This window comes from Pseudomonas sp. (assembly GCF_032058845.1).
Lineage (GTDB): Bacteria > Pseudomonadota > Gammaproteobacteria > Pseudomonadales > Pseudomonadaceae > Aquipseudomonas.
In genome coordinates, this window is the sequence record NZ_DAMCCR010000019.1 from 11,557 (window position 1) to 38,508 (window position 26,952).

20 protein-coding genes are annotated in these 26,952 nt (G+C 62.2%); 8 read left to right on the forward strand and 12 right to left on the reverse strand.

Going from position 1 to position 26,952, the window contains the following annotated elements:
* Nucleotides 1–35: 35 nt before the first annotated feature.
* A complete protein-coding gene (gene radA, locus RT028_RS05885; protein ID WP_312933443.1) occupies nucleotides 36–1,406 on the reverse strand; it encodes a DNA repair protein RadA in 1,371 nt (456 codons plus the stop codon).
* Between the two features lie 177 nt (nucleotides 1,407–1,583).
* Here radA and mscL point away from each other — a divergent pair, with 177 nt between their 5' ends.
* Nucleotides 1,584–2,003 (forward strand): large-conductance mechanosensitive channel protein MscL, encoded by a 420-nt coding sequence (gene mscL / locus RT028_RS05890; protein WP_312933445.1) that lies wholly within the window; start codon nucleotides 1,584–1,586, stop codon nucleotides 2,001–2,003.
* A 69-nt stretch (nucleotides 2,004–2,072) separates the two neighbouring features.
* Here mscL and RT028_RS05895 read toward each other — a convergent pair whose 3' ends face one another.
* Nucleotides 2,073–2,849, reverse strand: a complete 777-nt coding sequence (locus RT028_RS05895; protein ID WP_312933447.1) for a ferredoxin--NADP reductase — start codon at nucleotides 2,847–2,849, stop codon at nucleotides 2,073–2,075.
* 204 nt (nucleotides 2,850–3,053) lie between these two features.
* Between RT028_RS05895 and RT028_RS05900 the strand changes: the two genes are divergently transcribed.
* Nucleotides 3,054–3,767, forward strand: coding sequence for an autoinducer binding domain-containing protein (locus RT028_RS05900; protein WP_312933449.1), 714 nt, complete (start codon nucleotides 3,054–3,056; stop codon nucleotides 3,765–3,767).
* Nucleotides 3,768–3,862: 95 nt separating this feature from the next.
* Nucleotides 3,863–4,987, forward strand: a complete 1,125-nt coding sequence (locus RT028_RS05905; protein WP_312933451.1) for a methyltransferase — start codon at nucleotides 3,863–3,865, stop codon at nucleotides 4,985–4,987.
* An 83-nt stretch (nucleotides 4,988–5,070) separates the two neighbouring features.
* Here the strand turns inward: RT028_RS05905 and RT028_RS05910 are convergent, their stop codons facing one another.
* The 3 genes from RT028_RS05910 to RT028_RS05920 are packed head-to-tail and all read right to left on the reverse strand — an operon-like array spanning nucleotide 5,071 to nucleotide 7,686.
* Nucleotides 5,071–5,226: a DUF2474 domain-containing protein gene (locus RT028_RS05910; protein WP_312933453.1), complete on the reverse strand. Its 156-nt coding sequence runs from the start codon at nucleotides 5,224–5,226 to the stop codon at nucleotides 5,071–5,073.
* A 12-nt stretch (nucleotides 5,227–5,238) separates the two neighbouring features.
* Nucleotides 5,239–6,246: a cytochrome d ubiquinol oxidase subunit II gene (gene cydB, locus RT028_RS05915; RefSeq protein WP_312933455.1), complete on the reverse strand. Its 1,008-nt coding sequence runs from the start codon at nucleotides 6,244–6,246 to the stop codon at nucleotides 5,239–5,241.
* Between the two features lie 3 nt (nucleotides 6,247–6,249).
* Entirely contained in the window at nucleotides 6,250–7,686 is a 1,437-nt protein-coding gene (locus RT028_RS05920) for a cytochrome ubiquinol oxidase subunit I (RefSeq protein WP_312933457.1), read from the reverse strand.
* 353 nt (nucleotides 7,687–8,039) lie between these two features.
* On the opposite strand from RT028_RS05920, the gene RT028_RS05925 reads away from it, so the two are divergent.
* Nucleotides 8,040–9,266, forward strand: coding sequence for an MFS transporter (locus RT028_RS05925; protein WP_312933459.1), 1,227 nt, complete (start codon nucleotides 8,040–8,042; stop codon nucleotides 9,264–9,266).
* 338 nt (nucleotides 9,267–9,604) lie between these two features.
* Here the strand turns inward: RT028_RS05925 and RT028_RS05930 are convergent, their stop codons facing one another.
* Nucleotides 9,605–10,081, reverse strand: a complete 477-nt coding sequence (locus tag RT028_RS05930; RefSeq protein WP_312933461.1) for a GNAT family N-acetyltransferase — start codon at nucleotides 10,079–10,081, stop codon at nucleotides 9,605–9,607.
* 378 nt (nucleotides 10,082–10,459) lie between these two features.
* On the opposite strand from RT028_RS05930, the gene RT028_RS05935 reads away from it, so the two are divergent.
* A complete protein-coding gene (locus RT028_RS05935) occupies nucleotides 10,460–11,755 on the forward strand; it encodes an NCS2 family permease (protein WP_312933463.1) in 1,296 nt (431 codons plus the stop codon).
* Complete coding sequence (trmA, locus tag RT028_RS05940) at nucleotides 11,752–12,837, forward strand: tRNA (uridine(54)-C5)-methyltransferase TrmA (RefSeq protein ID WP_312933464.1); 1,086 nt, start codon at nucleotides 11,752–11,754, stop codon at nucleotides 12,835–12,837. Before RT028_RS05935 ends, trmA begins: the two co-directional genes overlap by 4 nt.
* A gap of 438 nt (nucleotides 12,838–13,275) precedes the next feature.
* Here trmA and RT028_RS05945 read toward each other — a convergent pair whose 3' ends face one another.
* The 6 genes from RT028_RS05945 to pcaH form a co-directional block, all read right to left on the reverse strand.
* Nucleotides 13,276–13,539 carry a PAAR domain-containing protein gene (locus RT028_RS05945; protein ID WP_312933466.1) on the reverse strand — a complete coding sequence of 88 codons (264 nt, stop codon included), beginning with the start codon at nucleotides 13,537–13,539 and terminating at the stop codon, nucleotides 13,276–13,278.
* 265 nt (nucleotides 13,540–13,804) lie between these two features.
* Nucleotides 13,805–14,161 (reverse strand): hypothetical protein, encoded by a 357-nt coding sequence (locus tag RT028_RS05950; protein WP_312933468.1) that lies wholly within the window; start codon nucleotides 14,159–14,161, stop codon nucleotides 13,805–13,807.
* A 4-nt stretch (nucleotides 14,162–14,165) separates the two neighbouring features.
* Nucleotides 14,166–18,767: an RHS repeat-associated core domain-containing protein gene (locus RT028_RS05955; protein ID WP_312933470.1), complete on the reverse strand. Its 4,602-nt coding sequence runs from the start codon at nucleotides 18,765–18,767 to the stop codon at nucleotides 14,166–14,168.
* Nucleotides 18,764–21,658 (reverse strand): type VI secretion system tip protein TssI/VgrG, encoded by a 2,895-nt coding sequence (locus RT028_RS05960; protein WP_312933520.1) that lies wholly within the window; start codon nucleotides 21,656–21,658, stop codon nucleotides 18,764–18,766. Before RT028_RS05960 ends, RT028_RS05955 begins: the two co-directional genes overlap by 4 nt.
* 707 nt (nucleotides 21,659–22,365) lie before the next feature.
* Nucleotides 22,366–22,971, reverse strand: coding sequence for a protocatechuate 3,4-dioxygenase subunit alpha (gene pcaG, locus RT028_RS05965; RefSeq protein ID WP_312933472.1), 606 nt, complete (start codon nucleotides 22,969–22,971; stop codon nucleotides 22,366–22,368).
* Nucleotides 22,972–22,982: 11 nt separating this feature from the next.
* Nucleotides 22,983–23,702 carry a protocatechuate 3,4-dioxygenase subunit beta gene (gene pcaH, locus RT028_RS05970; RefSeq protein WP_312933474.1) on the reverse strand — a complete coding sequence of 240 codons (720 nt, stop codon included), beginning with the start codon at nucleotides 23,700–23,702 and terminating at the stop codon, nucleotides 22,983–22,985.
* A gap of 204 nt (nucleotides 23,703–23,906) precedes the next feature.
* On the opposite strand from pcaH, the gene RT028_RS05975 reads away from it, so the two are divergent.
* Together RT028_RS05975 and RT028_RS05980 are read left to right on the forward strand one after the other, a co-directional pair.
* Nucleotides 23,907–24,803 (forward strand): neutral zinc metallopeptidase, encoded by an 897-nt coding sequence (locus RT028_RS05975; RefSeq protein WP_312933476.1) that lies wholly within the window; start codon nucleotides 23,907–23,909, stop codon nucleotides 24,801–24,803.
* Nucleotides 24,804–25,035: 232 nt separating this feature from the next.
* Entirely contained in the window at nucleotides 25,036–26,952 is a 1,917-nt protein-coding gene (locus RT028_RS05980; RefSeq protein WP_312933478.1) for a methyl-accepting chemotaxis protein, read from the forward strand.

A 26,952-nucleotide genomic window follows, 5' to 3' on the forward strand; every position in this document is an offset into this window, starting at 1 on the left:
GCGCATCGCCGGTGCCCTTTTTTTCACACCCGCGTTCACTCCTCGAACAAGGCATCCAACGCCTGTTCCAGGCGCGTCACTGCAATCACCTGCAACCCTGGCGGGGGATCTTTCGGCGCGTTGGCCTGGGGCACGATGGCGCGCTTGAAACCATGCTTGGCCGCTTCCTTGAGGCGCTCCTGGCCACTGGGCACCGGGCGCACCTCGCCCGACAACCCCACCTCGCCAAACACCAGCAGCCCATGGGCCAACGGGCGGTTGCGCAGGCTCGACATCACGGCAGCGAGCAAGGCCAGGTCAGAGGCGGTTTCCAGCACCTTGACCCCGCCCACCACGTTGAGGAACACGTCCTGATCATGGGTCGGAATGCCACCGTGCCGGTGCAGCACCGCCAGCAACATGGCCAGGCGGTTCTGGTCCAGGCCCAGGGTGACGCGGCGGGGGTTGGACAGGTGGCTGTCGTCCACCAGGGCCTGCACCTCCACCAGCATCGGCCGCGTGCCCTCCCAGGTGGCCATGACCACACTGCCGGGTACCGCTTCCTGGGCGCGGTTGAGGAAGATCGCCGAGGGGTTGGACACCTCTTTCAAACCCCGGTCGGTCATGCCGAACACACCCAGCTCGTTGATCGCGCCAAAGCGGTTCTTCACCGCCCGCAGCAGGCGCAGGCGGCCATCGGACTCGCCTTCGAAATACAGCACGGTGTCGACCATGTGCTCCAGCACCCGCGGCCCGGCCAGCGAGCCTTCCTTGGTGACGTGGCCCACCAGAAAGATCGCCGTGCCGCTCTGCTTGGCGTAGCGCACCAGCAACGCCGTGCTCTCACGCACCTGGGACACGCCGCCGGGTGCCGATTGCAGCTGCTCGGTGAAGATGGTCTGGATCGAGTCGATGACCATCACCCGCGGCTTTTCCGAACGGGCAGTGGCGATGATGGTTTCGATGCAGGTCTCGGTCATGATCTTGAGCTTGTCCTGCGGCAAGCCCAGCCGCCGTGAGCGCATGGCCACCTGCTGCTGGGATTCCTCGCCGGTGACATAAAGCGCAGGCAGGTTGGCGGCCATGTGGCACAGGGTCTGCAACAGGATGGTCGACTTGCCGATACCCGGGTCACCGCCGATCAGCACCACAGAGCCATCGACCAGGCCGCCGCCAAGCACGCGGTCCAGCTCGCTGCTGCTGGTGGTAAAGCGGGGGATTTCCTCGATGCTGACTTCAGCCAGGGTCTTGAGCTGCGCCTGCTGTCCAGTCCAGCCGGCACGCCCGCTGGGCGCTGCAGCGCCACCGCTCTCGATCTGGGTTTCCACCAGAGTGTTCCAGGCGCCGCACTCGCCGCACTGGCCCGCCCACTTGGGGAAGGTCGCGCCGCACTCGGTGCAGCCATACAAGCGCTTGGCCTTGGCCATGGGGTCGGTCTCCTGGAAAAAGCCACCATGATAACCGAGGCCGCACCTCTGCCACGGGCCCACATCGACTAAAACTATTGGTGGCCATGACAGTCACTTGCAGCATGCGCAACGCATGAAAACCGACGCTGGCTTACACTGCGAGCACATTCTCAATTTGTTACAAGGAAACACACCATGAGCGTGATCAAGGAATTCAAGGCCTTTGCGGTCAAGGGCAACGTCGTCGACATGGCGGTCGGGATCATCATTGGTGCGGCGTTCGGCAAGATCGTCTCGTCCTTCGTGGGCGATGTGATCATGCCGCCACTGGGTCTGCTGATCGGCGGGGTCGATTTCAGTGATCTGGCCATCACCCTCAAGGCGGCTCAAGGCGATGTGCCTGCGGTGGTCCTGGCTTACGGCAAGTTCATTCAGACGGTGATCGACTTCATCATCGTGGCCTTCGCCATCTTCATGGGCGTGAAGGCGATCAACCGCCTCAAGCGCGAAGAGGCCGTGGCCCCCAGCGTGCCACCAGCGCCAACGCCCCAGGAAACCCTGCTGACCGAAATCCGTGACCTGCTGAAAACCCAGAATCAGAACAGACTGCCCTGATTCACTGCAGTGGGGCCGCGCAAGGCGGCCCCACTTCGCTACGATTGCAACCTGCCCTGCTACCGTCCTTTACCAGTAGTTCTCTACCGCCACCTGGCCAGGTCGGCGGCTCAGGCTCAATTGCAGATCGCGTGCCTTCAGGGCCTGGCGGGTGTCATCGATCATCTGCGGATTGCCGCACAGCATGACCCGCGAATGCTCCGGGGAAAACGCCAGCCCCGCGGCACGTTCCAGCTCCCCGGTCTCGATCAGTGTGGTGATGCGCGCACTCAATGCCCCGGGGTGCGCCTCACGCGTGACCACCGGAATGAACTGCAACTTGCCAGCGAACGCCTGCAGGTAATCGCGCTGCTCCAGCCCGGCAATCTCATCGACATAGGCCAGCTCGCGGGCCTCGCGCACCGAATACACCAGCTTGATCGAGTCGAAGCGCTCCCAGGCCTCGAAATCCTGCAGGATCGACATGAACGGGGCGATCCCGGTGCCGGTTGCCAGCAGCCACAGGTCGCGGCCGCCGACGAAACGGTCGAGGGTCAGGAAGCCGAAAGCCTGGCGATCGATGAGCAGCTCATCGCCCTGGCCCAGGCGGCTGAGCTCGCTGGTGAACTCGCCACCCGGCACCACGATTGAAAAGAAATCCAGGTATTCATCGTGGGGCGCACTGACCATGGAGTAAGCACGCCAGGCCACACTGCCGTCGGGCTTGGCCACGCCCAGACGCGCGAACTGACCGGAGCGAAAGCGAAACCCCGGGTCGCGGCTTACCCGCAAGCTGAACAGGTTCGGGGTCAGCGGCTGGACGTCCAGGAGGGTCTGGCAGGTGAACTTGTCGGTGCTGGCGGTCATGAGGGGCTCCATGAAACAGGTGCGCCAGTTTGGCGCAAAGCACGCGGGATAAAAACCACGCGATTGCAAGGCGTACTGCCGGTTCAGCCGTAAGAATTAAACCGAAAGACAGTTATAGCGAAAAGAACCGACCTTGGAACTTTTTGTTTCCTACACTGCGCATTGTGCAGTCATCTTGCGACCGTAGCGTTCTGGAGAAGCACCATGCCACATTGGACGTCTGAACAACTTCATGATCTGCTGGAAACGCGAGAGCCCACTGCACTGTTCGATCGCTCGATCGAGCTGGCGCAAGCACTGGGAATGGTCCATCTGGGCTTGCGCTTGCACGTGCACAGCACGACCCGAAGCTCGGACCTTCTGTTCTACAACAATTATCCGCGTGAGTGGAACGAGCGTTATTCAGGCGACCAACTGCACCGCGTCGACCCGATCCGGAGCCTGTGCGATCGCACCACGCTCCCGGTCCTCTGGGACGAGCACCTGTTCGCAGCGGACCGGGAGTACCGCAATGAAGCCTGCCGGTATGGACTGCGTCATGGCTGGACCCAGGCCGTGCATGGCCTGCACGGTTATCGGAGCCATCTGAGCGTCTCCCGGCCTTCGGGCAAGATCGGCCTGAGGGAATTCTACGAGAAGGCCGCTGAGGTGCTGTGGCTGTGCAATACCTTGCACGCGATACTGGGCGAGCATCACAAGGCGCTGCTGGACGCCGAATCGCCCAGACCCAAGTTGAGCGAGCGTGAACTGGAGGTGCTGCGTTGGTCGGCAGCGGGCAAGACCGCCGCCGACATCGCCTGTATCTTGTCGCTGTCGCAAAGCACGGTGAATTTTCATATCCGCAGCGTGATCGTCAAGACCAACGCGTCGAACAAGCCAGGGGCCATCGCCATCGCAGCGATGCAAGGCATGATCTGAACCCGGCCACGCCCCTGTCCGTCAAAGCCCTGTAGAATTCGCCGCATTCCACAGGCCGCGCCAGCGGCCCGACGATTTGCCTCAGAGCCCGACCGATGCCCTTGCTGACCACGCCCTATGCCCGCCTCGACCTGATTCGCCAACCGGACCAGCCCAATGACCCATTACAGGCGTTCGACGCGGCCGACGAATACCTGCTGCAGCACTGCGCGGAGCAGTCGCCAGGCCAGAACGCCCGGGTACTGGTGCTCAATGACAGCTTCGGTGCCCTCGCCGTGAGCCTTGCCGGGCATGGCGAAATCGTCAGCAGCGGGGATTCGTACCTGGCGCACCTGGCGTTGACCAAGAACCTGGCGCGCAATGGCCAGCCTGCCGACAGCGTCGACTTCGTTGCGGCCAGCCAGCCGTGGCAAGGGCCATTCGACCGCGTGTTGCTACGCGTACCCAAGACGCTGGCACTGCTCGAAGAGCAGTTGATTCGCCTGCAGGGCCACCTTGCGCCAGGCGCGCAGGTGACCGCCGGTGCCATGATCAAGCACCTGCCGCGCGCGGCGGGCGATCTGCTGGAGAAATACATCGGTCCTGTGCAAGCCTCGCTGGCCCAGAAGAAAGCCCGCCTGCTGACCGCTACCGTGGCCGAGCGCCCGGCCTTCACCTCGCCCTACCCAACCCGCTACACACTGGACAAGCCTGCCCTGAGCCTGATCAATCACGCCAATGTGTTCTGCCGTGAAGACCTGGACATCGGCACCCGCGCCTTCCTCCCGCACCTGCCTGGCAACCTGGGCAGCGCGCGGGTGGCAGACCTGGGCTGTGGCAATGGCGTACTGGCCATCGCCAGTGCGCTGGACAACCCCGATGCGCACTACACCCTGGTCGATGAGTCCTACATGGCCGTGCAGTCGGCGCAGGAAAACTGGCAGGCCGCCCTGGGCGACCGGGCGGCAGAATTTCAGGCTGCAGACGGCCTGGCCCTGCTGCCCAAGCAGTCGCTGGACGTGGTGCTGTGCAACCCCCCGTTCCATCAGCAACAGGTGGTCGGCGACTTCCTCGCCTGGCGCATGTTCCAGCAAGCCCGTGAGGCCTTGGTGGTCGGAGGCGCGCTGTACATCGTCGGCAACCGCCACCTGGGCTACCACAGCAAGCTGGCGCGCTTGTTCCGAGGCGTGGAGCAGGTCGCGGCAACGCCCAAGTTCGTGATTCTCAAGGCCCGCAAATAGGCGGGGCCGCAGGCGCTGCGGCAACGCTCTCGAGGTGAAGGCCAGCGGCCGAGACACGCGACTGCCGGCAACTGCTGAAACGCCTAGTGCGTGGTCAGCCCGGCAGCGCTCATGAACAGCCGCATCAACCAGGCAAACACCCCCAGGGTGGCCACGCTGGCCACCCAGATCAGCACCAGCCAGCCTACACGCCGCCACAGCGGCCCAGCGGCTGGCGTCTCTTGCGGTTCACGGCGCATGTGCATCGCTCCTTAGTGATAACCGTCGTCATGGCCGACCTTGCCGCGGAACACGTAATAGCTCCAGAACGTGTAGCCGAGGATGAACGGCAGGATGAACAGCGTGCCGACCAGCATGAAGCCCTGGCTCTGCGGCGGCGCGGCAGCGTCCCAGATCGAAACGGACGGCGGAATGATGTTCGGCCACAGGCTGATGCCCAATCCGCTGTAGCCCAGGAAGATCAGTACCAGGGTCAGCAGGAACGGCGTGTAGTGGCTGTCGCGCCCCACGGCCTTGAGCAAGGCATAGAAGGTCACCAGCACCAGGATCGGCACCGGCATGAACCAGAGCAGGTTGGGCATGCTGAACCAGCGCTCGGCGATCTGCCCGTAGGCCAGCGGTGTCCACAGGCTGACCACCCCGATCACTGCCAGCAACACCAACGCCAGGGGGCGCGCCAGGTCATGCATGCGCCGGTGCAGCGCCCCGTCGGTCTTCATGATCAGCCAGGTACAGCCCAGCAGCGTGTACGCCACGATCAGGCCCAACCCGCAGAACAGGCTGAACGGCGTCAGCCAGTCCAGGGTGCCACCGGCAAAGTGCCGGTCGACGACCTTGAAGCCTTCGATGAAGGCGCCCAGCGCTACACCCTGGAAGAAGGTGGCTACCAGTGAGCCCCAGATGAACGCCTTGTCCCACAGATGGCGCTTGGCGTCGCGGGCCTTGAAACGGAACTCGAAGGCCACGCCGCGGAAGATCAAACCGACCAGCATCAGCATCAGCGGCAGGTACAGCGCTTCGAGCACCACCGCATACGCCATCGGAAAGGCGCCGAACAACGCCGCCCCACCGAGCACCAGCCAGGTCTCGTTGCCGTCCCAGACGGGCGCCACGGTGTTCATCATCACGTCGCGGTCGGCCTTGCCCTTGACGAAGGGGAAGAGCATGCCGATCCCCAGGTCGAAGCCATCCATCACCACGTACATCATCACCCCGAAGATGATGATCACGGCCCAGATCAGCGGAAGATCGATACCCATGGTTCAGTTCCCCTCGTTCAGGCGGGCGGCATCGGTGTCGCTGCCCTCATCGGCAGCCGACAGAGGTCGTGCTGGCGTGCGTGGCTGCCCAGGCCCGCCCGGGCGTGGCTGGTTGCCTTCGCCGGTGTGCGGCCCCTTGCGCACCAGGCGCATCATGTAGCCAAGCCCGGTGCCGAACAGCGCGAAATACACCACCACGAACATCACCAGGGTGAAGCCCAACTGGGTCTCGCTGTGATTCGACACCCCCTCGGCCGTGCGCAGCAGGCCATACACCACCCACGGCTGACGGCCGATCTCGGTGGTGAACCAGCCGGCCAGAATGGCAATCAACCCCGACGGCCCCATCCACAGGGCCAGGTAGAGGAAGGGCCGCGAGGTGTACAGGCCACCGCTGCAGCGCAGCCACAGGCTCCACAGGCCCACCAGGATCATCAGCATGCCCAGGCCGACCATGACCCGGAACGACCAGAACACCACGGTCGAGTTGGGCCGGTCTTCAGGTGCGAACTCTTTGAGCGCTGGCACCTGCTGATCCAGGCTGTGGGTCAGGATCAGGCTGCCCAGCGCCGGGATTTCCAGCTTGAAGCGCGTGGTTTCAGCCTGCATGTCGGGCAGCCCGAAGAGAATCAGCGGAGTCGCTTCGCCCGGCAGGTTTTCCCAGTGGCCCTCGATGGCGGCGATTTTCGCCGGCTGGTGCTTGAGGGTGTTGAGGCCATGGAAGTCGCCGATCACGGCCTGCACCGGCGCCACGATCAGTGCCATCCACATGGCCATCGAGAGCATCTTGCGGATTGCCGGGTTGTCGCGTCCGCGCAGCAGGTGCCAGGCCGCCGAGGCGCCGACGAAGAACGCCGTGGCGACGAACGCTGCAGTCGACATGTGCAGCAGGCGGTAGGGAAAGGACGGGTTGAAGATGATTGCCACCCAGTCCACGGGAATCACTCGCCCATCGATGATCTCGTGGCCTTTGGGGGTCTGCATCCAGCTGTTGGAGGCCAGGATCCAGAAGGTCGAAATCAGCGTGCCGATGGCCACCATCACCGTGGCGAAAAAGTGCAGGCCACGGCCCACGCGGTTCCAACCGAACAGCATGACGCCGAGGAAACCTGCCTCGAGGAAGAACGCGGTGAGCACTTCATAGGTCAGCAAGGGCCCGGTGACCGAGCCTGCGAACTCGGAGAAGCGGCTCCAGTTGGTGCCGAACTGATAGGCCATGACCAGGCCCGAGACCACGCCCATGCCGAAGTTGACGGCGAAGATCTTCGACCAGAAATGGTAGAGGTCGCGGTACACCTGCTCGTTGGTTTTCAGCCACATGCCCTCGAGCACGGCCAGGTAACTGGCCAGGCCGATGGTGATGGCAGGGAACAGGATGTGGAACGACACGGTGAAGGCGAACTGGATTCGGGCGAGCTCTAGGGCTTCAAGGCCGAACATGGAGGTGTCCTCGTCAGGTGGTCCGGCGTCAGGGCGTACGGCCCGTCCGCCTGCTGCCCCCTCGTCTATCGAGCGTTGTGCGTTGGAATTGTTCTATCGGATCGCGTGGGGGTACGGCTGTTTGTTGCCCTGGGTCGTTTGATCCAGATCAACGAACAGCGCAAGGATAGCCCCGCAGGCGCGGGCCAGAGGTGTGGTTGAATGCCGCGCGACAGGAGGTCTCACCGGGTTACCGAGGCCAGCGAAATGTGCTCGGGCGAGCAAGCAGCAACTCTTTGTTACAAACAGGTGATAGGCTGGGCGTTCACTGGATGGGTCGCTTTTCTACTTGCCCTGCGGAGTTCCATACCTCGATGCCTGAACCCACCCTGCTCCGCCACCACCGCCCCTTCGTTGCCTTCTGGTTCGCCCGCGTGTTTACCGCCAGTGGCTTCCAGATGCTCACCGTGGCCATCGGCTGGCACCTCTATCAGCTTACGGGCAACGTGCTGGACCTCGGTCTGGTCGGGTTGGTGGAGTTCGCCCCGCGAGTGCTGTTCATGCTGCACACCGGGCATGTGGCCGACCGCTACGACCGACGCCGGGTGGCCGCGCTGTGTCAGTCACTGCAGGGGCTGATCGCCCTGGGCCTGGTCTTGGGCAGCGCGACCGACAACGTCAGTCGCGAGCTGATCTTCGCCCTGGCCTTCCTGCTGGGCACTACCCGTTCGTTCGAGATGCCCGCGACCCAGGCGCTGCTGCCCAACGTGGTGCCGGCAGGCCTGTTTCCTCGCGCGGTGGCCGCATCGGCGTCTGCCACCCAATCGGCAACCATCGTCGCTCCAGCCATTGGCGGTTTTCTTTACGCCTTCGGCAGCACGTGGGTCTACGGCCCGACCGTGGCCTTGTACGCCATCGCCTGCCTGCTGACCCTGAGCCTCAGGGTACGCCCGCAAATCGCCCAACGCGGGCGGGCCAGCCTGGAGTCGCTGCTGGCGGGTATCCGCTTCATCCGCAGCCGCCCGGATATCCTTGGCGCCATCTCTCTGGACCTGTTCGCCGTGCTGCTGGGCGGCGCTACGGCGCTGCTGCCGGTGTTCGCCAAGGACATTCTGCTTACCGGCCCCATGGGCCTGGGGCTGCTGCGTTCGGCGCCAGCGGTCGGTGCGTTACTGATGTCGCTGTGGCTCGCGCGCTTCCCGTTCGAGCGCAGGGTCGGGCGCACCATGTTCACGGCGGTCGGCGTGTTCGGGGTAGCGACCATTGCCTTTGGCCTGTCGACCTCGTTCTGGTTCTCGCTGGCGGTGCTGGTGGTGCTGGGCGCGGCAGACATGATCAGCATGGTGATCCGCAGCGCCTTCGTGCAGCTGGAGACACCCGACGACATGCGCGGCCGCGTCAGCGCGGTGAATGGCTTGTTCATTGGCGCCTCGAACCAGCTGGGCGAGTTCGAGTCCGGGGTCACCGCGCACTGGCTGGGCACGGTGCCAGCGGTGGTGCTGGGCGGGATTGGTACGCTGGTGGTCACGGGTGTGTGGATCAAGCTGTTCCCAACGCTGGCGGGACGCGATCGGTTGCACAGCGAGGGCAAGGACGCCTGATCCGTGGTCCCGCGGCGGGTGGGTCGCCAGCACTGTGCAGCTCAAACCTGGCAGACCCACCGCCCCCTGGAGCGCCCGTCCCGGCGCTCCGGTCAGCCGCGATGGCCGCCACAGCCGGCCCTGTAGGAGCGGCCGGTCCGGCGCTCCGGTTAGCCGCGATAGCCGCCACAGCCACCCTGTAGGAGCGGCTTCAGCCGCGATGGCCGGCACAGCCGGCCCAATTCAGCCGCCGCGCAATGACAGGCAAGCGGTGATCGCAGCGTTGGCCCGGCTTCACCCCCCTGGCCCAAGCCACACAAGACCCGCCTCGACATACAAACCTGGAGCCTCATCACACACTACAGCAGCAGGGTCATGCTCAATTCCTCGCCCTGCGGCGTCCGATAACCCGGCCCGCCGTGCACCCAGCCGGTGGCCCGATACAGCGCCAACGCAGCTACATTCTCGGGCGCAACCGACAATTGCAGGCAATGAATATCCGGCCACAACGCCCGCACCACTCCCGGCAGTGCCTGCATGCAGGCACGCCCCAGGCCTTGCCCTTGAACCTCCTGATCGACCTGCAAGGCAATCAGCATGGCGGCGTGCGGTTCGGCCCAGTTGGGCAGGAATGCCCCGCGCTGGAGCAACAAGAGACCGCGCGGCCGCTGCTCGACCAGCATCACCAGACAACACTGGCGCTCGCTGCACGCCTGCAACAGGTACAGCGCGCTCTCCACATCGCCGGCATGGCGCTGCTGCTCGGGCGACAGCCGAATGTCGAGCAGTTGCGCTCGCTGCGCTGCGGTGAGGTCGCGGTAGTCGGTGAGGTGCACGGCGGCTGGCTCTTTAACGGGGCAGCAGTGTAGCGCGTACGTAGCACGGTTCGCCCTGCTCGGCTCAGGAAGCGCTGCTCGATGCCTCGCTCGGCTGCCGCGTGTGCGGTCGGGCGTTGCCTGGCTGATCCGTTGTCATCCCGGGCGACGTACCGCTCGCCATTGCCTGCCGCACCTGAGCCCCCGGCATAGCGCCCTGCCCTCACCGCAGGTCGCCTTGGCGCTCAGACATTTCAGACAGCAGCTACCGCTCGCCAGGCATGCTGGTATGATGCGCGGCTTTTTTCCACCCCGGATAAAACACGGCGCCACTCGCGGCCTGTGCTTTGCTGATGGGGTCGATACATTCACGGCGCCGACGGCGACTTGGGAGCGGGCATGCTGGAAAGGCTGTTTCAACTAAGAGCACACAACACCAACGTGCGTACCGAGATACTGGCGGGCGTCACCACCTTCCTGGCCATGGCCTACATCCTCTTCGTCAACCCGAGCATTCTCGGCGAGACCGGCATGGACAAAGGCGCGCTGTTCGTCGCCACATGCCTGGCCGCTGCGATCGGCTCGGTGACCATGGGCCTGATCGCCAACTACCCGATCGCGCTGGCGCCGGGCATGGGCCTGAACGCCTTCTTCACCTACACCGTGGTGCTGCATCAGGGGCATACCTGGCAGGTGGCGCTGGGCGCGGTGTTCATCTCGGCGGTGCTGTTCTTCGTCCTGTCGATCCTGCGTGTGCGCGAGTGGATCGTGAACAGCATCCCGCTGCCGTTGCGCTCGGCCATCGCTGCAGGCATCGGCCTGTTCCTGGCGCTGATCGCGCTGCATAACGCAGGCATCGTCGTCGATAACCCGGCTACCCTGGTGGGCCTTGGCGACCTCAGCCAGCCGGCGCCGATCCTGGCCACGCTGGGCTTCTTCCTGATCGTCGGGCTGGAATCGCTGAAGGTCCGCGGCGCGGTGCTGATCGGCATTCTGGTGGTGACCGTGGCGGCGATCGTGCTGGGTGTGACGCCGTTCGCCGGCGTGGTGTCGATGCCGCCGTCGCTGGCACCGACCTTCCTGCAGCTGGATATTGCCGGCGCGCTGGACGTGGCGCTGATCAGCGTGATCTTCGCCTTCCTCTTCGTTGACCTGTTCGACAACTCCGGCACCCTCATCGGCGTCGCCAAGCGCGCGGGGTTGATGGGCAAGGACGGCCACATGCCGAAGATGGGCCGCGCCCTGATCGCCGACAGCACCGCCGCCATGGCCGGCTCGCTGCTGGGCACCTCGACCACCACCAGCTACATCGAATCGGCGGCAGGTGTGAGCGCCGGTGGCCGCACCGGCCTGACCGCCATCGTGGTCGCTGTATTGTTCCTTCTGGCGCTGTTCTTCGCCCCGCTGGCCGGCAGCGTACCGGCCTTCGCCACCGCGCCGGCGCTGCTCTTCGTTGCGGTGCTGATGGCGTCTGGCCTGGCCGAAATCAACTGGGACGACATCACCGAAGCCGCACCGGTGATGGTGACTGCCCTGGCCATGCCGCTGACCTATTCGATCGCCAACGGCATTGCCTTCGGCTTCATCGCCTGGACCGCCATCAAGCTGATTTCCGGCCGCCACCGCGACCTCAACCCGGCCTTGGTGATCCTTTCCGTCCTGTTCGTCATCAAATTGGGATGGTTCCCCGCATGAGTGCTGCCTTCGACCCCGCTTCCTACACCGCCCAGCTCGACGCCAAGGCAGAGCGCCTGCGCGAGCTGCTGGCGCCGTTCGCTGCACCGGAACCTGCGGTGTTCGATTCGCCCCTGGACCACTACCGCCTGCGCGCCGAGTTCCGCCTGTGGCGCGAAGACGGCGAGCGGCACTACGCGATGTTCGCCCCCGGTGAGAAGCACAAGGCGATCCTGATCGACGACTTCCCCATCGCCAGCCAGCGCATCAATGTGCTGATGCCGCGTCTGAAAGCCGCCTGGCAGGCCAGCGAGGCGCTGAGCAATCGCCTGTTCCAGGTGGAGTTCCTCACCACCCTGGCCGGGGACGCGATGGTTACCCTGTGCTACCACCGCCCGCTCGATGAAGCGTGGGAAGCCGCGGCGCAGGCGCTGGCCACCGAGCTGGAGATGAGCGTGATCGGTCGCTCGAAAGGCAAGCGCCTGGTGGTTGGCCGCGATTACGCCGTCGAGAAGCTGGAGGTGGCCGGACGGGTGTTCAGCTACCGCCAGCCAGAAGGCGCATTCACCCAGCCCAACGGCACGGTGAACCAGAAGATGCTCAACTGGGCCTTCGAGGCCATGGGCGAGCGCGACGACGACCTGCTCGAACTCTACTGCGGCAACGGCAACTTCACCCTGCCGCTGGCCACCCGGGCGCGCAAGGTGCTGGCGACCGAGATCAGCAAGACCTCGGTCAATGCCGCGTTGAGCAACCTGGACGAGAACGGTGTGGATAACGTCTGCCTGGTGCGCCTGTCGGCCGAGGAACTGACCCAGGCCCTGAATGAGGTGCGGCCGTTCCGCCGCTTGCAGGGGATCGACCTGAAGCAGTACGCCTTCGGCACCGTGTTCGTCGATCCACCGCGCGCCGGCATGGACCCGGACACCTGCGAGCTGACCCGGCGGTTCGAACGCATCCTGTACATCTCGTGCAACCCGGAAACCCTCGCCGCCAACATCGCACAACTGCACGACACCCACCGCATCGAGCGCTGCGCGGTGTTCGATCAGTTTCCGTATACGCACCATATGGAAAGCGGTGTGTTGCTGGTGCGTCGGTGAGGTCAGCAGTCTTGTGGAAGCCCCGCCGCAAGGCCCCGAGCTCTCACGTAGAGAACTGGACCCCTGTGGGAGCCAACTGTCTTTCACGAGCGACTAACAAACGGTCGGATCAGGCCTTTGTCGACAGCAACGCGGTCCGGGTGGGAGCGGCTTCAGCCGCGATGGGCGGCGCAGCCGCCCTGACTCAGGCGACACGTGCTGCCAGACACTATGCCATGGCAGCCATTGAGCCGGCTGCACCACCTATCGCGGCTAACCGGAGCGCCGGACCGGCGACTCCCACGGTTTGCGGCTGAATCAGCAAGTGACGTGTATGTCCATGAAAGGCGATCACAACTGGCTAGCTGGACTACGTATAGGGATAGACCCTGTATCGCCGGTACAGTGACATGGCCGACATGAAGTCCATTCGATCGGATTGACAAATACCGTGCGCAACTAGCCAGTGACAGCCCCATTCGGCCCACTGGCAATCAGCGCAGCACCACAGGCGGTTTTCATGCCGTCCAGCGCGACTGGCGTGCCCTCGATTTCATAGGTGCTGCTGCCCTCGGCAATCGGGAAAATGCCTTTGCATAACGGGCAACTGACCTTGTGACCGACTCCGGCGATGGGTTTGCCATTAAGGTCGGTCTGGGAGAAGGCTTCAAGTACCTTGCCGCCGTGTGTGGTGGTGTCGCCCAGGCGGATGATGTCTTTCATGTTGATACTCCGTTGGCGAATTTACTAGTCTCTTAGTGCTGATGCATTTGCGCATCAACTGCGGCAGTTGAGTACCTGACTCTGACGCAGCGTAAGACGGCACTTTTGATGCGATAAGACTGCAGTCTAATCATGCATTAAAATCCCTCATAGCATAACATCCTCAAAAATACTTCCCTCTTGGCGAGCATCTAGATTGCATGTTATTAGAATACCCATTTAAAATTTTCTTCAAGCCGCCAAATGCGAGGCAATCTCTGCTTTTTTAGCACTCCTGAGCGCTGACCCAAGCAGAAATTTTTTCTTTAATGTCGTCCAGAAGCGCCAATCCTCCCACAACAACTAACTCACACCCACCCTCTTTATCGCGATACGAACAAAGATTATGAATATCTTCATCCAACACAACCCTGAGAATTTGACCAGTGATCTCATTCCTTGCAGAGAAAATTGGATTGCCATCCAAGAAGGGCGTACCATTCACGTAGTAAGTATTGTAGTACGGAAAATTAAATACATCAGACCCAACTGCGCAAGCCCGAAGACTTAATATAAAATAATCATACAAATACTGTTCCAGTAATTCATAGCAACCTCTGTCAGTCAAGTAATTTTCGAACATACTCCTACTCCACAAACGCCCTTCCGGTTATCACTTCGATGTCAACACGTTCACTTTTGGTATCTCTTACCATAAAAGTCCGGCTAACACTGGCATTCGCCCCGCCGCATCTAGCACAATTATCAATATACTTGTCTGCCTTCATAAATGCATCCTGCCGGGCCGCGAGCTCTTTTTTATTCAATTTTCCTTTCAATTCCTCAAGTTTCTTCTTGGCATCTTTAACGGTCAGAGGATCATCTTGGTTCCATGCCACCGATTCCTCAAGCTTGGTTCCTTGAGCTTGAATGCGTCCTCGATGCGCTGCTAATCCCAGTGGATCGATCCAACCCACAGGATTTGATGCATATTGATAGAGATTTATTCCACCTTCATAACTGATAGGATCTTTATTAACAAATCGACCGACGTAATAATCATAATACCGATATCGGTTGTAATGCAGCCCCGTCTCATGATCGTGGTACTGCCCTTGGAACCGAATCGGATTAGTCACTTCCGCGTGAGCAACCAGCACCCCACCCCATGCCTTGTACTGCGCACTCCAAACCACATCCCCCTGCAAGTCCGTCAGTTCCTGCGGAGTCCCCAAATGGTCACACTGGTACCACACCAACGCATCAAATGCTGAAGGCGTTACCTTATGGTTCCACAGCGGATCTTCATCAAGGCTGTAATCGCCGCGGTAATTCGGTTGGGCTAGCAAACGGATGGGTGCGTTACGCAGCGCTTGGGCCACCGGAACGAACGTGCCCGGCTCATATATGTAATGCACCGTACGCCCCGTTTCACCATCACTTCGCGCCGGGCTGCTCTCCCAGGCGAGGTTGTCTCCATCCCATCCGTACAGCGTAAATCCGCAGCCTAGTTCGCGCTGCTTTCGCAAGTGCTCGTTCTTGTTCCAGAGTGATCCTGCTTCAGGGCGCGGTCGATAGTGTACGTTCGAGTGCTTGAACAGGCGGCGCCCCAAGGCGTCGTAGGCATAGTCCACCGACAGCCTGGCATCTTTGAAATGAATCAGGCGGTCAAACAGATCCCAGCGCAGTTCGCTGCAGGTGCCGTTATGCCAGCGTTTGACCTGATTGCCTCGATCATCGTATTGGTAATGGGTGCCGGCATAGTCGCGTAACAGGTTGTCGAGCAGTTTACTGGGGCGTGGTGTTGATTCCAGCGGGCGGCGAGCCTCGGCGTTTGGCTGATCCAGCAAGTTGCCGGCCGGGTCGAACTCGAAAGTCTCGACACCCAGACGGCTTGCAGCGCCGAGCAGCCGGCCCACCGGATCGTAGCGGTAAGACAGGGCGCCGCGACGGCTGTCCTGGATGCCTGTGAGTTGGCTTGCGGCATCGTAGGTGTACTCACGTTTGATCAGTACCGACCGGTCATCGGGTCTGCCGAGCAGTTGTTCCCGCAGTCGCCCAAGGGCATCCCATGATTGCGTCTGTGTAAGTCGGTTGCCTTGATGCCGCCCTACCTCGCGGTGCAGATCATCGCGCTCGTAGCCCAGCAGCTCGTGCTCGTTGAGGCGCAGTGCCAGGAGATGGCCGCTGCCATAGGTCAACCAACTGACTCGATGACCGTCTGGACGGGTGGTTGCGATGCGCTGGTTCAACACGTCGTACTCGTGCTTCCAGACTGCGACCATGGGCGTTTTCAGCCGCACATAATGCTGATGCTCGCGTACCAGGTTGCCCGCCCGGTCGTGGAACCACTGCACGCGGCTGTCTGCGTTGTGGGCAAGGACCAGATGACCGTTGCCGTCATAGGCGAATGTCTCGGTCTGTGACACTTCTCCCTTACTGGCACGCCGCTCGGTGACGCGACCCAGTTCGTCGAGGCTGAGGTGGATGACGCGTTCACCGTTGATGATTGCAGCCAGTCGCCCGGTTTCGGGGGCGTACTGATAGCGGGTGACCTGAGCGTCGAAGCCGGTTTCGGCCAACAGGCGCCCCATCGGGTCATAGTGGAACCGTGCCGAGCGCTTGTTTTCGTTCTCGAGCGCTTGCAATCGTCCGAGTCGATCCCAGTGATAACGCAGCGTGTGTTCGGCGGCGTCCACGCGTTCGGCGATGAAGCCGGCCGCGTTATAGCGCCAGGTGGTGCAACGATCGAGCGCGTCGACATGCACCAATAACCGGCCTTCGGCATCGCGCCTCATGCGCTCTTCGGTCTTGTCCGGGTGTCTGATCAACACCGGCTGTCCGGCGTTGCATTCGTATTCGGTGGTGCTCCCCGCTGCATCGGTGAAGCAGATCATTTGCCCGCGTTCGTCGTACCGCCAACTGCTGGCCTTGCCCGAGCAGTCGACGTACTTCACCAACTGGCCGGCGGCGTTGTAGGCCAGCGTTTTCTCGTTGCCGTTGGCATCCTTGATAACGGTGGGTTGACCGGCCTTGTCGTAGGTGTATTCAGTCTTGTTCCCGAGCGGATCGATGACCTCGATCAGATTGCCGACATCGTCATACGTGCTCAGCCAGAGACCGCCTTCCGCGTCCATGACTCTGATGAGCTGGTCTTGATCGTCATAGGCAAAATGCACAATGGAGTGGTCCGCCCGGATGTGCTCCAACTGATTGCCACGCGCGTCGTAGCAGTATCGATCTGTCGTGCCATCAGGGTGGATATGTCGCACCACATTCTTGGCGTCATCACGGAACAGCCATTCCGATAGTCCATCGGCGTAGCCAATCCGGTAGGTGTAGCCAAGGATGTCGTAGTAATGCCAGGTCTCGTGGCCGTGCGCATCTGTCACATAGGTCAGGCGAATATTTTCATCCCACTCCAGATGCGTGTCGAAGCTGCCGTCGTCCGCCCACTCGCGTACCGCTTTGGCGTGAGCGCCAGTCCCTTGCCACTGCAGATTCATGCCACGCCCGGTACGGTCGGTGTAACGCGTGATCAGATGATGCTGATAGTGGTAGGCCCATGCCGAGGCGTGCTCGTCCTGCGCCTGAATCAGATCGCCGTTCGTGTCGTATTGATAGGCACACAGTTGGCGTTGCGGCGCACCCTCGCGGAGTTCCCAGACACCGGTAAGACGGCCTTGATCGTCGATCAGCGTGCCAAGGTGCAGGTGCGTCTTGGCGACATCGTTTTCCTGATAGGTGATCAGGTCGGACAGGACGGACCGTTCGCCGTGACGATGCTCGTAGTGCAGCATCATCCCGGCGCCATTGCGCAGCGAGATCTGGGTCAGTACATAACGCTGGCCCTGGCGGACATAGGTGTCGTGACGTTCAAACCCGTGGCAGAGCAGCAACTGATCGTCGACTGCGCGGACCAGTGTGGTGTTTTCAATGGCGTCGTAGTGGAACGAACCCACGGTGAGCAATGGATAGCGGTGGTTGCGACCGTCGGCGCCGTGGAATGTCAGCCCATCGTCGGCGCAGTCAAACCGTGTGGTGAATTCGCTGATCCAGCGTGCGCCGAGCTCGCTCTGGTCATAGGCATCCAGGCGCGAGTTGTAGGTTCGTGTCCACTTGACCGGAAATGGCCCTGGCAGGCTGAAATCGGTATGGCGAATGCTTTCTGAACCCAGTGCGAAATCGATGCTGTGGCACGTGGCGGTGCAGGCGCCGTTTTTCCTCGCAGACGCCGCCTGTGTGGCCGGTGCCTGCTTGCTCGTGGCGCCCAACCCACCTTCAGCGGCAGTGCGCTTTGCCTGGCTGGTCTGATCGGGCTTGACCCCGGCGCTCTGTCCGCGGGCATTGCGTTTACGCCATAGCGTGACCGCGCTGGACAAAATCAGCAGCAACCAGCCAATCGAGTTCTGAACCGATTCATCGTCCAGCTTGCTCAACTGAGTACGCACTTGCGTGCCCATGGCCCGCAGCTTTGCGGTCTCGGTCGCGACCTTTTTCTTCACTTCATCGTGCAAGAGATGCTGGGCCGCACTGTTGGCCAAGCCTTTACCGGCGGCTCTATAGGCGCTGGAGGCTGCCCCGAAGATGTTGCTGATCGCGGCAAGCGGGTCGTTGAGTAGCTGATCGCCGGCGGCGCTGATCTGTTGACCCGCAGCACGGGCATCGCCTGTGGCGTCAAGCGTGCCATTGGCCACCGTGTCGAGGGCTTTGGCGATCTCGTTGATGACGTCTTCACCGAGTTTTCCGGCGTCCGCCAGAATGCCTGGCAATTTGCCTTTGGCCTGTTCAACGAAGTCGTCGAGCGTGCCGATGATGGATGCATTCAAGTGCCCGATCAGCACTTCGATCACGGAGGCGCTGAGCAACACCTTGCTGGTGGCTTTCATCTCCTGGCGGACCAGAAACAGCGTCGGGCGCAGGGTCATGCGCGCTGCGGCCATCGCCGGTGGCAACGGCAGCACTCCGATCAGGTTGATGCCCAGGCTGGCCCACGCCAACAGGTCGCGTTTCTGGACGGTGGACAAGGTGACGATGTCACCCAATGCATCGACCAATGCCATGATGTTGCCGACCACCGGCAAGGCGCCGGCAACGTTCTTGATCCGGTCGAGGGTGACCACGCCATCGGTGGCCGATTGCAGCCAGGCATCGAACGATGCTGCACCGCTGGCAACGTCTTTGATGTCGATGGCATTGAGGGGAACGATGGCAACCTGAGGTTCACGTTTCACGATTTCAGCACTCATGACAGCAGCCCACCCCATGTCTTGGCAGGGGTCGTTGAAGGCACGACGGGTGGAAGACCTGGCAATCGCCCGTTCTTGCTGGCGGCTCCCAGAACGCTCGACGCGTTCGGTATGGCTGCACTGGCCAATGTCGGCAGGCCAGCCGCCCCGCTTGATGCCAGGTGATTCATCGACTGTTCTTTTTGCATCAGCCGTTGCGTGCTCTGCATCGAACGCTTCACGGTCTGCGCCAAGCCATTGCCTTTCTCCACCACCTCCCGGCGCTTGCCTTGCAACACGTGTGCGACCATCGCCTGCACCTGGCCAGGTGCCTCTTCGCTGCTCGTTGGACTCAACGGCCATCGCGACCTGCCGATGTAGCTGCCTTCGCTCCAGGTATCCGCCGGGTCCTTGCCGAACAGCACGCGCGCCGGGCCGGGTGACGCGCCCGCAACGCTGGCGAAGCCCTTCGCATCGAGAATGCCCTTGAGGCTGTTGCCCAGTGCATCGATCACTTCGTAATCGCCGGCCTTGATGCCCTGACGGCCGGCGTACCGGTTGAACAGTTCAAGATTGCCCTTGCCGGGTTTCGGCGCTTCAGGGAATACACCGGCCTGGCTCTTGGCGCCGGTGTAGGCGAAGTTCGCCGCCTGCGCGGTGTACGGCCCGCGGGTGGTGTGGGTGATGCCCCCGGCGTTGTAAGTGGTCGCGCTGCCACCGCCCTGGATCACCAGTTCGGTCTTGGCGGTAAGGGTGATGCGGTCGGCGTTGGCGGTGATGTTGAGTTTGGCCAGCAGATTGATGCTGTCTTTCAGCGCGCGTACATCGATGTCGCCGGAGGCGGCGACCAAGCGCCAGCCCATGCTTTGCACGAACAGGCGCATGCCGCGACTGGCACTGGCCAAGAGGCGTTTGCCGATGGAGAAACTGGTGTGGCCCGTGCTGCTCAGCGCCAGGTGTTCACCGGTTGCGATGTGGCTGGAGCCCGGCGTGGTCAGGGCGATGCCGGCCGGGCTGGCGAGCACCAGATGGGGCTCGCTGAATTCAGGGAATTCGTTGGCCGTGAGGTTCGCCGGGCTCGTGCCGAGCACGCCATGATGCTGGGCGTGCAGGGCCTCTGCCACCTCGTCCTGATCACCCGGTTCCTGAGCCTGCAGTTCCTTGGCCTGCAGCGCAAATCCGTCTTGCTGGTCACTCGCCGTCGCGAGGCGCTCAGCCGTTTCCGGCAGGTCCTTGTGGTGCTTGGATTCGTTCGGACGCGGCTCGGTGGTGATCAGCAGGCCTGCGGCCGCGCGCACGGCACCGTGCCGGTCGGTTCTCAACTCGAAACCCTCGCCACGCGGCTGCCCCCCGCTCGGACGGGGATGGGTCAGATAACCGAGGTTGATCGCACTGGCGCCATGGTCACTGCGCAGTGCAATGCTGATCTCGCTGGTGGTGTCGTCGATACGCAGTTCGTTGGCGCGGCTGCCCTTGTACTCCTTGCTCCTGACGGTTGCCAAGGTCTTGAAATCCGGCAACCGATACAGCGGCAGATGAGCGCCGTGGTAGAGGCAGCCGGTGATCAACGGCTGATCGGGATCGCCCTCCAGGAAGGTGACCAGCACTTCCATACCGACCCGAGGAATATTGATAGCGCCCAAGGATTCAGCGGCCCAGTTCGACGCAACCCGTATCCAGCAACTGGTCATGGCATCGTGCTGGCCTTCGCGATCCCAGAAGAACTGCACCTTCACCCGGCCATACGCATCGCAGTAGATCTCTTCGCCCGCGGGGCCTGTGACCACGGCATTTTGACTGCCAAGCACTTTCGGTTTCGGGTGATCCAGCGCAGGGCGGTACGGCGCGTTCCAGGGGATTGCAGTGAAACGGTTGCGGTAGCCCTGATGGAAATCGCTCTGCAGGTCGCTGGTGTCGCTGGTGATCGACTCTTCCAGCACCTGGGGCTGCTTGCCTTCGTGGACGATGCTCGTGAGCAGCCAGAGGTCGTTCCAAGTGGGATCGGCATGGTCTGTCAGGGGCAGAAAATGTCCGCTGACCAGCATCGGCTGGTCGCTGGTGCCTTCAGCCAGGCAATAGTCGCTGCGGTGGCGCTCGAGTGCGCGATTGGCCAGGTGCTTGCCATGGTCGCGATCGACGAATCGCCCCGGATAATCGTAGTCTTCCAAGTCCGGCTGGGCGTGGCTCTCGGCATCGCTACTCAAATCGATTTTCGGTTTGAGGAAATTGTAATCGCGTCGTGTGGTCCGGCTGGTGCGGGTGGCCAAGCGCACGCCAAAACGCTTGACCACCGGCGTATCGGCCACCAACCCGGAGTCCTGCTGATAAGCCACCGGCGCCAGCCTCGGAAACACCGTCTGGTCATCGCCGAAGATCAGCGTGTGGCCGCTGGCGGTGTGCTGAAAGTGGTAGTGGATACCCTCTTCCTCGCAAAGGCGCTGGATGAAACGCAGATCTGACTCGTCGTACTGGACGCAGTAGAGACGCTCGGGGTACAGCGCGCTGAACTGGAAGTGGTAATCGGTGGCGAGAATGCCGTGCTCTTCCAGTACCTGACTGATGATCTGCTTGACGGTCATGTGCTGAAAGATGCGCTGGTTGACCCGATGCGCGAGGTTGGACAGCTGTGGGCGCAGCGATAGCGCATAGCGGGTCAGACGTTTACCCGCATCGCCTTGGGCAATGCTGTAGACCAGCCCATGTATGCCAGTGCCAGTCGGCGACAGCTGAAGAAACGCCTTTTTATGCAGCACGCTTTCAAGGTTGATCGACGCCTGTTCGCTAACCAGCTCCACCTCGAATTCAAACGGGGTGTTGAGTGCCTCCCGGCCAGTAAACGACAACACTTGAAAATCGTTGATAACGCCGTCGAGAGTCAGATTGAAACGAGGCTGATTGGCCGGTAAGAACATCCCTTGCTCCTCGCGCAATGCGGCAACGCTCGCCAGCGCCGAACAACGCTGGCAGCGGAAGTTAAGTGGTTGAGCCATAGATGAAACTGCCTAGGGCGCAGCCATCTATAACCAAATAACATGCCAACTTTATGGGGAGCCTTATTACACGGGGCCTGGAAGGGTTTACCGCTCAAGTGGCGGGTATAAATTCCTACAAAACACGCAAAATACGCGCAAGAAGTTGCACAGTGCTGTGCAAGAAGTTGCGCACTTAGCTGGAGACCAGGTACTACCTGGGCTGCAGCGAATTAATCAGGGGAATATGCGAAATAAGTGCGCAAGAACTTGCGCACTTTGAAAAGTGCTGCGCTTATCGAAAAACTGTCCCTTCAGGGCAAGTTGATATCAGCCAAGGCTGGCTCTGAGCGTAATACGGCTGGATGCGGAATTATCCCACCCTGTGAGGTGCCGTTCGAAATGCCAAACCTTGGGCGGCTGGAACTGCGTAGGCCGACGCCTCCGACCCAGGGGCTGGGGTTGCGTAATGCCTGTGGGTCGCCGGATAAAGCCATTGGCGCGACGATGCCGCCCGTCGCGGCTGGCCGGAGCGCTGGCCCGGCCGCTCCCACAAGACCGCGTGAATCCCAACTACCACGCAAAATTGCAGCAGCGGTTATGCCGCGGTGGCCGGCAGCGCCGGCCCGCCTCAGGCCTGCACCCAGCCCTCAGAAATCGAAGAACACCGTCTCCCCTTCCCCCTGAATGCGCATGTCGAAACGGTACGCCGTTTTGCCGTCCACTTCGCAGCGCCTGGCAATCAAGGTTTCCCGGCGCTGCGGTTGCTCGATCAGGTTGAGCACCGGGCACTGGGCGTTCGCCTCGGCTTCATCGTCGAAATACAGGCGCGTGTGCAGGTGGATGTTGATGCCGCGGGCGAACAGGCTGAGGTTGATGTGCGGCGCCATTGGCACACCGGCGGCGTTGTGGACCACACCGGGCTTGACCGTGTGCAGCGTCCACTCACCGGCGTCGAAGGTGGTGGCGGTGCGGCCGAAGCTGTTGAAGGCGTTTTCCAGGTTGTAGTCATCCTGATACTCGCCGTTGGCATCGGCCTGCCACACCTCGAGAAAGGAGTCGCGCACCAGGTGGCCATTGCCGTCATAGACGTGGCCGATCAGCAGGATGTGCTCGCCGGGGGCGTCGGGCCTGGCCAGGCAATTCCAGATTTCCTGGGGCCGTGACGGGTTGCCGGCCGCCTGAAGGGCAAGGCCGATGTGCACGTAGGGGCCGGCGGTCTGCGACGGGGTTTCGGGCAGCAGTTGAACAGGCATGGCGCAGCTCCTCAGCGGTTCTCGAAGTGGGTCTGGCGCTGACCGCGCAGGACGATGTCGAAACGGTACGCCAGACAATCCATCGGGTTGGCGTTGCTCATGTCGAGCTTGGCGATCAACTGTTCGACGGCGTGGGCATTGGCGATCGACTTGACGATCGGGCACATCGGAATCAGGGGATCACCCTCGAAATACAGCTGAGTGATCAGCTTGGTCGCGATGGCCGGGCCGCTGATGGAGAAATGGATATGAGCCGGGCGCCAGTCATTCGGGCCGTTGCGCCACGGATAGGGGCCGGGCTTGATGGTGCGGAAACTGTAATAGCCGTCGCGGTTGGTCAGGCAACGCCCCACACCGCCGAAGTTCGGGTCCAGCGGTGCCAGGTAACGGTCGTTCTTGTGCCGGTAGCGGCCGCCGGCGTTGGCTTGCCACATCTCCACCAGGGTGTGCGGCACTGGCTGGCCATACTGATCGACCACGCGCCCGGCAACGATGATGCGCTCGCCGATGGGCAGGCCGCCCTGGTTGAAGTTGAGCAGCAGGTCATGGTCATGCTCACCGAAGCCCAGGTGAGAAAAGTCAGGGCCGGTGGTTTCGCTGATCGACTGCGGGATGCTCACCAGCGCCTGGCGCGGTGAGCGGGCATTGGAGGTCTTGTAGTCGGGGGTCAGGGCTTTGGGGTGCCAGTTGCGATCACGGATCACGAAGCGGCGAGTGTCCTGGGCGGGCATGCCGTTGTCCTCTCTTGAAATTATGAGCGCCTGTGCGTGGCAGGCGGACGTGCAGTTTCAGTTAAGGAGCGGCGCGCGAATATTGAAAACAGCACGCTCTTACTTACCCAAATGGTTATGGATAAATCGCCCGTTCAGTGCTGTGTCACACCCTGAACTAATCTGCCTTTGCAAAGCTCATACAGCTTATTGCAGGAGACTCTCATGGATTGGCGAAAAGGTCGGCGTAGCGACAACGTAGTGGATGCCCGCGGTTCCGGGGGCGGGGGCGGCGGTATGCGCTTTGGTGGCGGCAAGGGGCTGGGGCTTGGCGCCATCTTGTTGATCGTCGGAATTGGCTGGCTGACCGGCCAGGACCCCTTGCAGATTCTTGGCCAACTGACCGGTCAGGGCGGGCAGGTCGAACAACGCCAGGCAGCACCCGCCGGCACCGAAGGCAAGGCGCCGCCTGCCAACGACCAGCAGGCCGATTTCGTCGCGTCGATCCTGGGCGACACCGAAGACACCTGGAAAGCCTTGTTTGCGCAATCAGGCCAGCAATACCGCGATCCGAAACTGGTGCTGTTCAGTGGCCAGGTGAATTCGGCCTGCGGCTTTGCCTCGGCGGCGGTGGGGCCGTTCTACTGCCCGGCTGACCAGCGCGTGTACCTCGACATGGCATTCTTCCGCGAAATGGAAACCCGCTTCTCGGCTGCTGGCGATTTTGCCCAGGCTTATGTCATCGCTCACGAAATTGGCCACCACGTGCAGACGTTGCTTGGCGTGTCCAAGGAAGTGCAGGCAGCGCGTCAGCGTGGCGAGCGCATGGAGGGCGCCAATGGTTTGCTGGTGCGCCAGGAGCTGCAAGCCGACTGTTTTGCCGGGGTCTGGGCCTATCAGGCGCAGAAGCGTCTGAACTGGCTGGAGCCGGGGGACGTGGACGAAGCCCTGAACGCAGCCAATGCCATCGGCGACGACCGCCTTCAGCAACAGGGCCAGGGCCGGGTAGTCCCCGACTCGTTCACCCACGGCACTTCAGCCCAGCGCGTACGGTGGTTCAAGGCCGGTTTCGAGAACGGCGAAGTGACCCGCTGCGATACGTTCAACGCACGTAGCCTCTGACAGCCTGCAGTACCCTCCAGGAGCGGCGTCTGCCGCTCCTTGCACCCTCTCCTCGCCCCCACCAAGAAAGAGCTGGCACATTGCCAGATCATCGCCGGAAATTTCTGCTGAAAAAGCGTTTCAGCTCACACGATCCCAGCCGATACCCTCGGGTATCAGCGGGTTCTGAAGAATAACAACGCCCCGCGATGACGAATCAAGCGAGCGATAGATTTCTTCAGGGAGTGCGTGCATGAACAGCTGGTTTGCCAACATCAGCGTCAATATCAAACTGGGACTGGGCTTCGGCATCGTCCTGATCCTCACCAGCCTGCTGGCGCTGACCGGCTGGTTCAGCGTGGGGGGGCTGATCGACCGATCCAACTGGATGAGCGACATCGGCCAGCTCAACAAGGACCTCGCCGAGCTGCGCGTGGCGCGGCTGCAATACATGATCGCCAACGGCGACGACGCGTCGGCGGCCAACGTGCAGGCCAAGCTCGACACCTTCAGTGCCCAACAGCAACGCCTGGCCAAGACCTTCAAGAGCGAAGAGAACGTGCGCCTGCTCGGCGAGCTGGGCAAGACCATCGAGCAGTACAAGGTCTCGCTGAACCTGATGCGCAGCGGCTACAGCGCCTCGCTGACGGCCCGCGCCAGCATGCGGCAAGCGGCGGCCGATGCCGATACCGCCCTGGATAATCTTGGTCGCGACCTGCTGGCCCGGCCCGATGCCGATGCCACGCGCCTGGCCAATTACCAGGTGGTCAGCACCTCGCGTCAGCAACTGCTGCGCCTGATGGTAGAAGTGCGCGCGTACATCGCCGACACCAGCGCCGCCCAGGAACAAGCCGCCGTCGCTCAACTGGCCGCTACCCGCACCGCTGCCGACAACCTGCAACAGCAAGTGCCGGGCGAGCGCGCCGCGCAACCGTTCATCAACCAGGTGCAGGCGTACAGCCAGTCGATGCAGGCGTTCCGCGATGCGCTGGCGACCATTGCCCAGGCGCGTCAGGAAATGACCGTCGAAGGCGCCGACATCGTCAAGACCAGCGCCGCGCTGTACCAGATTCAGCTGGATCGTCGCGACAGTGAAAGCGCCCGGGCGCGCACCCTGCAGATCGCGGCAACCCTGCTGGCGCTGCTGTTCGGCATCGTGGCGGCGATCATCATCACGCGCCAGATCACCAAGCCGCTGCAAGAGACGCTGACCGTGGTCGATCGCATTGCCCACGGCGACCTCACCCATAACGTACGGGTCAGCCGCCGCGACGAACTGGGCGTGCTGCAGCAGAGCATTGGCCACATGGCCACCACGCTGCGTGAGTTGATCGCCGGGATCCGCGATAGCGTGACGCAGATCGCCAGCGCTGCTGAAGAGTTGTCGGCCGTGACCGAACAGACCAATGCCGGCGCCAACAGCCAGAAGATCGAGACTGATCAGGTGGCCACGGCCATGCATGAAATGGCCGCCACCGTCCAGGAAGTGGCGCGCAACGCCGAACAGGCGTCGCACGCTGCCACCAGCGCCGACGGCGAAGCCCGTGCCGGTGAAAAAGTGGTGGGCGAGGCGATTTCGCAGATCGAACGCCTGGCGGGTGAAGTGCATCGCTCCAGCGAGGCGATGAACACCCTGCAGCAGGAAAGCCAGAAGATCGGCAGCGTCATGGACGTGATCAAGTCGGTCGCCGAGCAGACCAACCTGCTGGCGCTCAACGCGGCCATCGAAGCGGCGCGCGCCGGTGAAGCCGGGCGTGGTTTCGCCGTGGTGGCCGACGAAGTACGGGGCCTGGCGCAGCGTACGCAGAAGTCCACCGAAGAGATCGAAGCGTTGATCGACGGCCTGCACCGGGGCACTCAGCAGGTGGCCACGATCATGCTCGGCAGCCGCGAGCTGACCGACAGCAGCGTCGAGCTGGCGCGCAAGGCCGGCTCCTCCCTGGGCAACATCACCGGCACGGTGTCGAGCATCCAGGCGATGAACCAGCAGATCGCCGCCGCCGCCGAACAGCAGAGCGCCGTGGCCGAGGAAATCAGCCGCAGCATTCTCAATGTGCGTGATGTGTCGGAACAGACCGCGTCGGCGAGTAACGAAACCGCCACTGCGAGCGTCGAGCTGGCCCGTTTGGGCGGGCAACTGCAGATGCTGGTCAGCCAATTCAAGGTCTGA

Coding starts and splice junctions, on each gene's coding strand:
- radA (WP_312933443.1), bottom strand. CDS start 1,406: ATGGCCAAGGCCAAGCGCTTGTATGGCTGCACCGAGTGCGGCGCGACC.
- mscL (WP_312933445.1), top strand. CDS start 1,584: ATGAGCGTGATCAAGGAATTCAAGGCCTTTGCGGTCAAGGGCAACGTC.
- RT028_RS05895 (WP_312933447.1), bottom strand. CDS start 2,849: ATGACCGCCAGCACCGACAAGTTCACCTGCCAGACCCTCCTGGACGTC.
- RT028_RS05900 (WP_312933449.1), top strand. CDS start 3,054: ATGCCACATTGGACGTCTGAACAACTTCATGATCTGCTGGAAACGCGA.
- RT028_RS05905 (WP_312933451.1), top strand. CDS start 3,863: ATGCCCTTGCTGACCACGCCCTATGCCCGCCTCGACCTGATTCGCCAA.
- RT028_RS05910 (WP_312933453.1), bottom strand. CDS start 5,226: ATGCGCCGTGAACCGCAAGAGACGCCAGCCGCTGGGCCGCTGTGGCGG.
- cydB (WP_312933455.1), bottom strand. CDS start 6,246: ATGGGTATCGATCTTCCGCTGATCTGGGCCGTGATCATCATCTTCGGG.
- RT028_RS05920 (WP_312933457.1), bottom strand. CDS start 7,686: ATGTTCGGCCTTGAAGCCCTAGAGCTCGCCCGAATCCAGTTCGCCTTC.
- RT028_RS05925 (WP_312933459.1), top strand. CDS start 8,040: ATGCCTGAACCCACCCTGCTCCGCCACCACCGCCCCTTCGTTGCCTTC.
- RT028_RS05935 (WP_312933463.1), top strand. CDS start 10,460: ATGCTGGAAAGGCTGTTTCAACTAAGAGCACACAACACCAACGTGCGT.
- trmA (WP_312933464.1), top strand. CDS start 11,752: ATGAGTGCTGCCTTCGACCCCGCTTCCTACACCGCCCAGCTCGACGCC.
- RT028_RS05945 (WP_312933466.1), bottom strand. CDS start 13,539: ATGAAAGACATCATCCGCCTGGGCGACACCACCACACACGGCGGCAAG.
- RT028_RS05950 (WP_312933468.1), bottom strand. CDS start 14,161: ATGTTCGAAAATTACTTGACTGACAGAGGTTGCTATGAATTACTGGAA.
- RT028_RS05955 (WP_312933470.1), bottom strand. CDS start 18,767: ATGAGTGCTGAAATCGTGAAACGTGAACCTCAGGTTGCCATCGTTCCC.
- RT028_RS05960 (WP_312933520.1), bottom strand. CDS start 21,658: ATGTTCTTACCGGCCAATCAGCCTCGTTTCAATCTGACTCTCGACGGC.
- pcaG (WP_312933472.1), bottom strand. CDS start 22,971: ATGCCTGTTCAACTGCTGCCCGAAACCCCGTCGCAGACCGCCGGCCCC.
- pcaH (WP_312933474.1), bottom strand. CDS start 23,702: ATGCCCGCCCAGGACACTCGCCGCTTCGTGATCCGTGATCGCAACTGG.
- RT028_RS05975 (WP_312933476.1), top strand. CDS start 23,907: ATGGATTGGCGAAAAGGTCGGCGTAGCGACAACGTAGTGGATGCCCGC.
- RT028_RS05980 (WP_312933478.1), top strand. CDS start 25,036: ATGAACAGCTGGTTTGCCAACATCAGCGTCAATATCAAACTGGGACTG.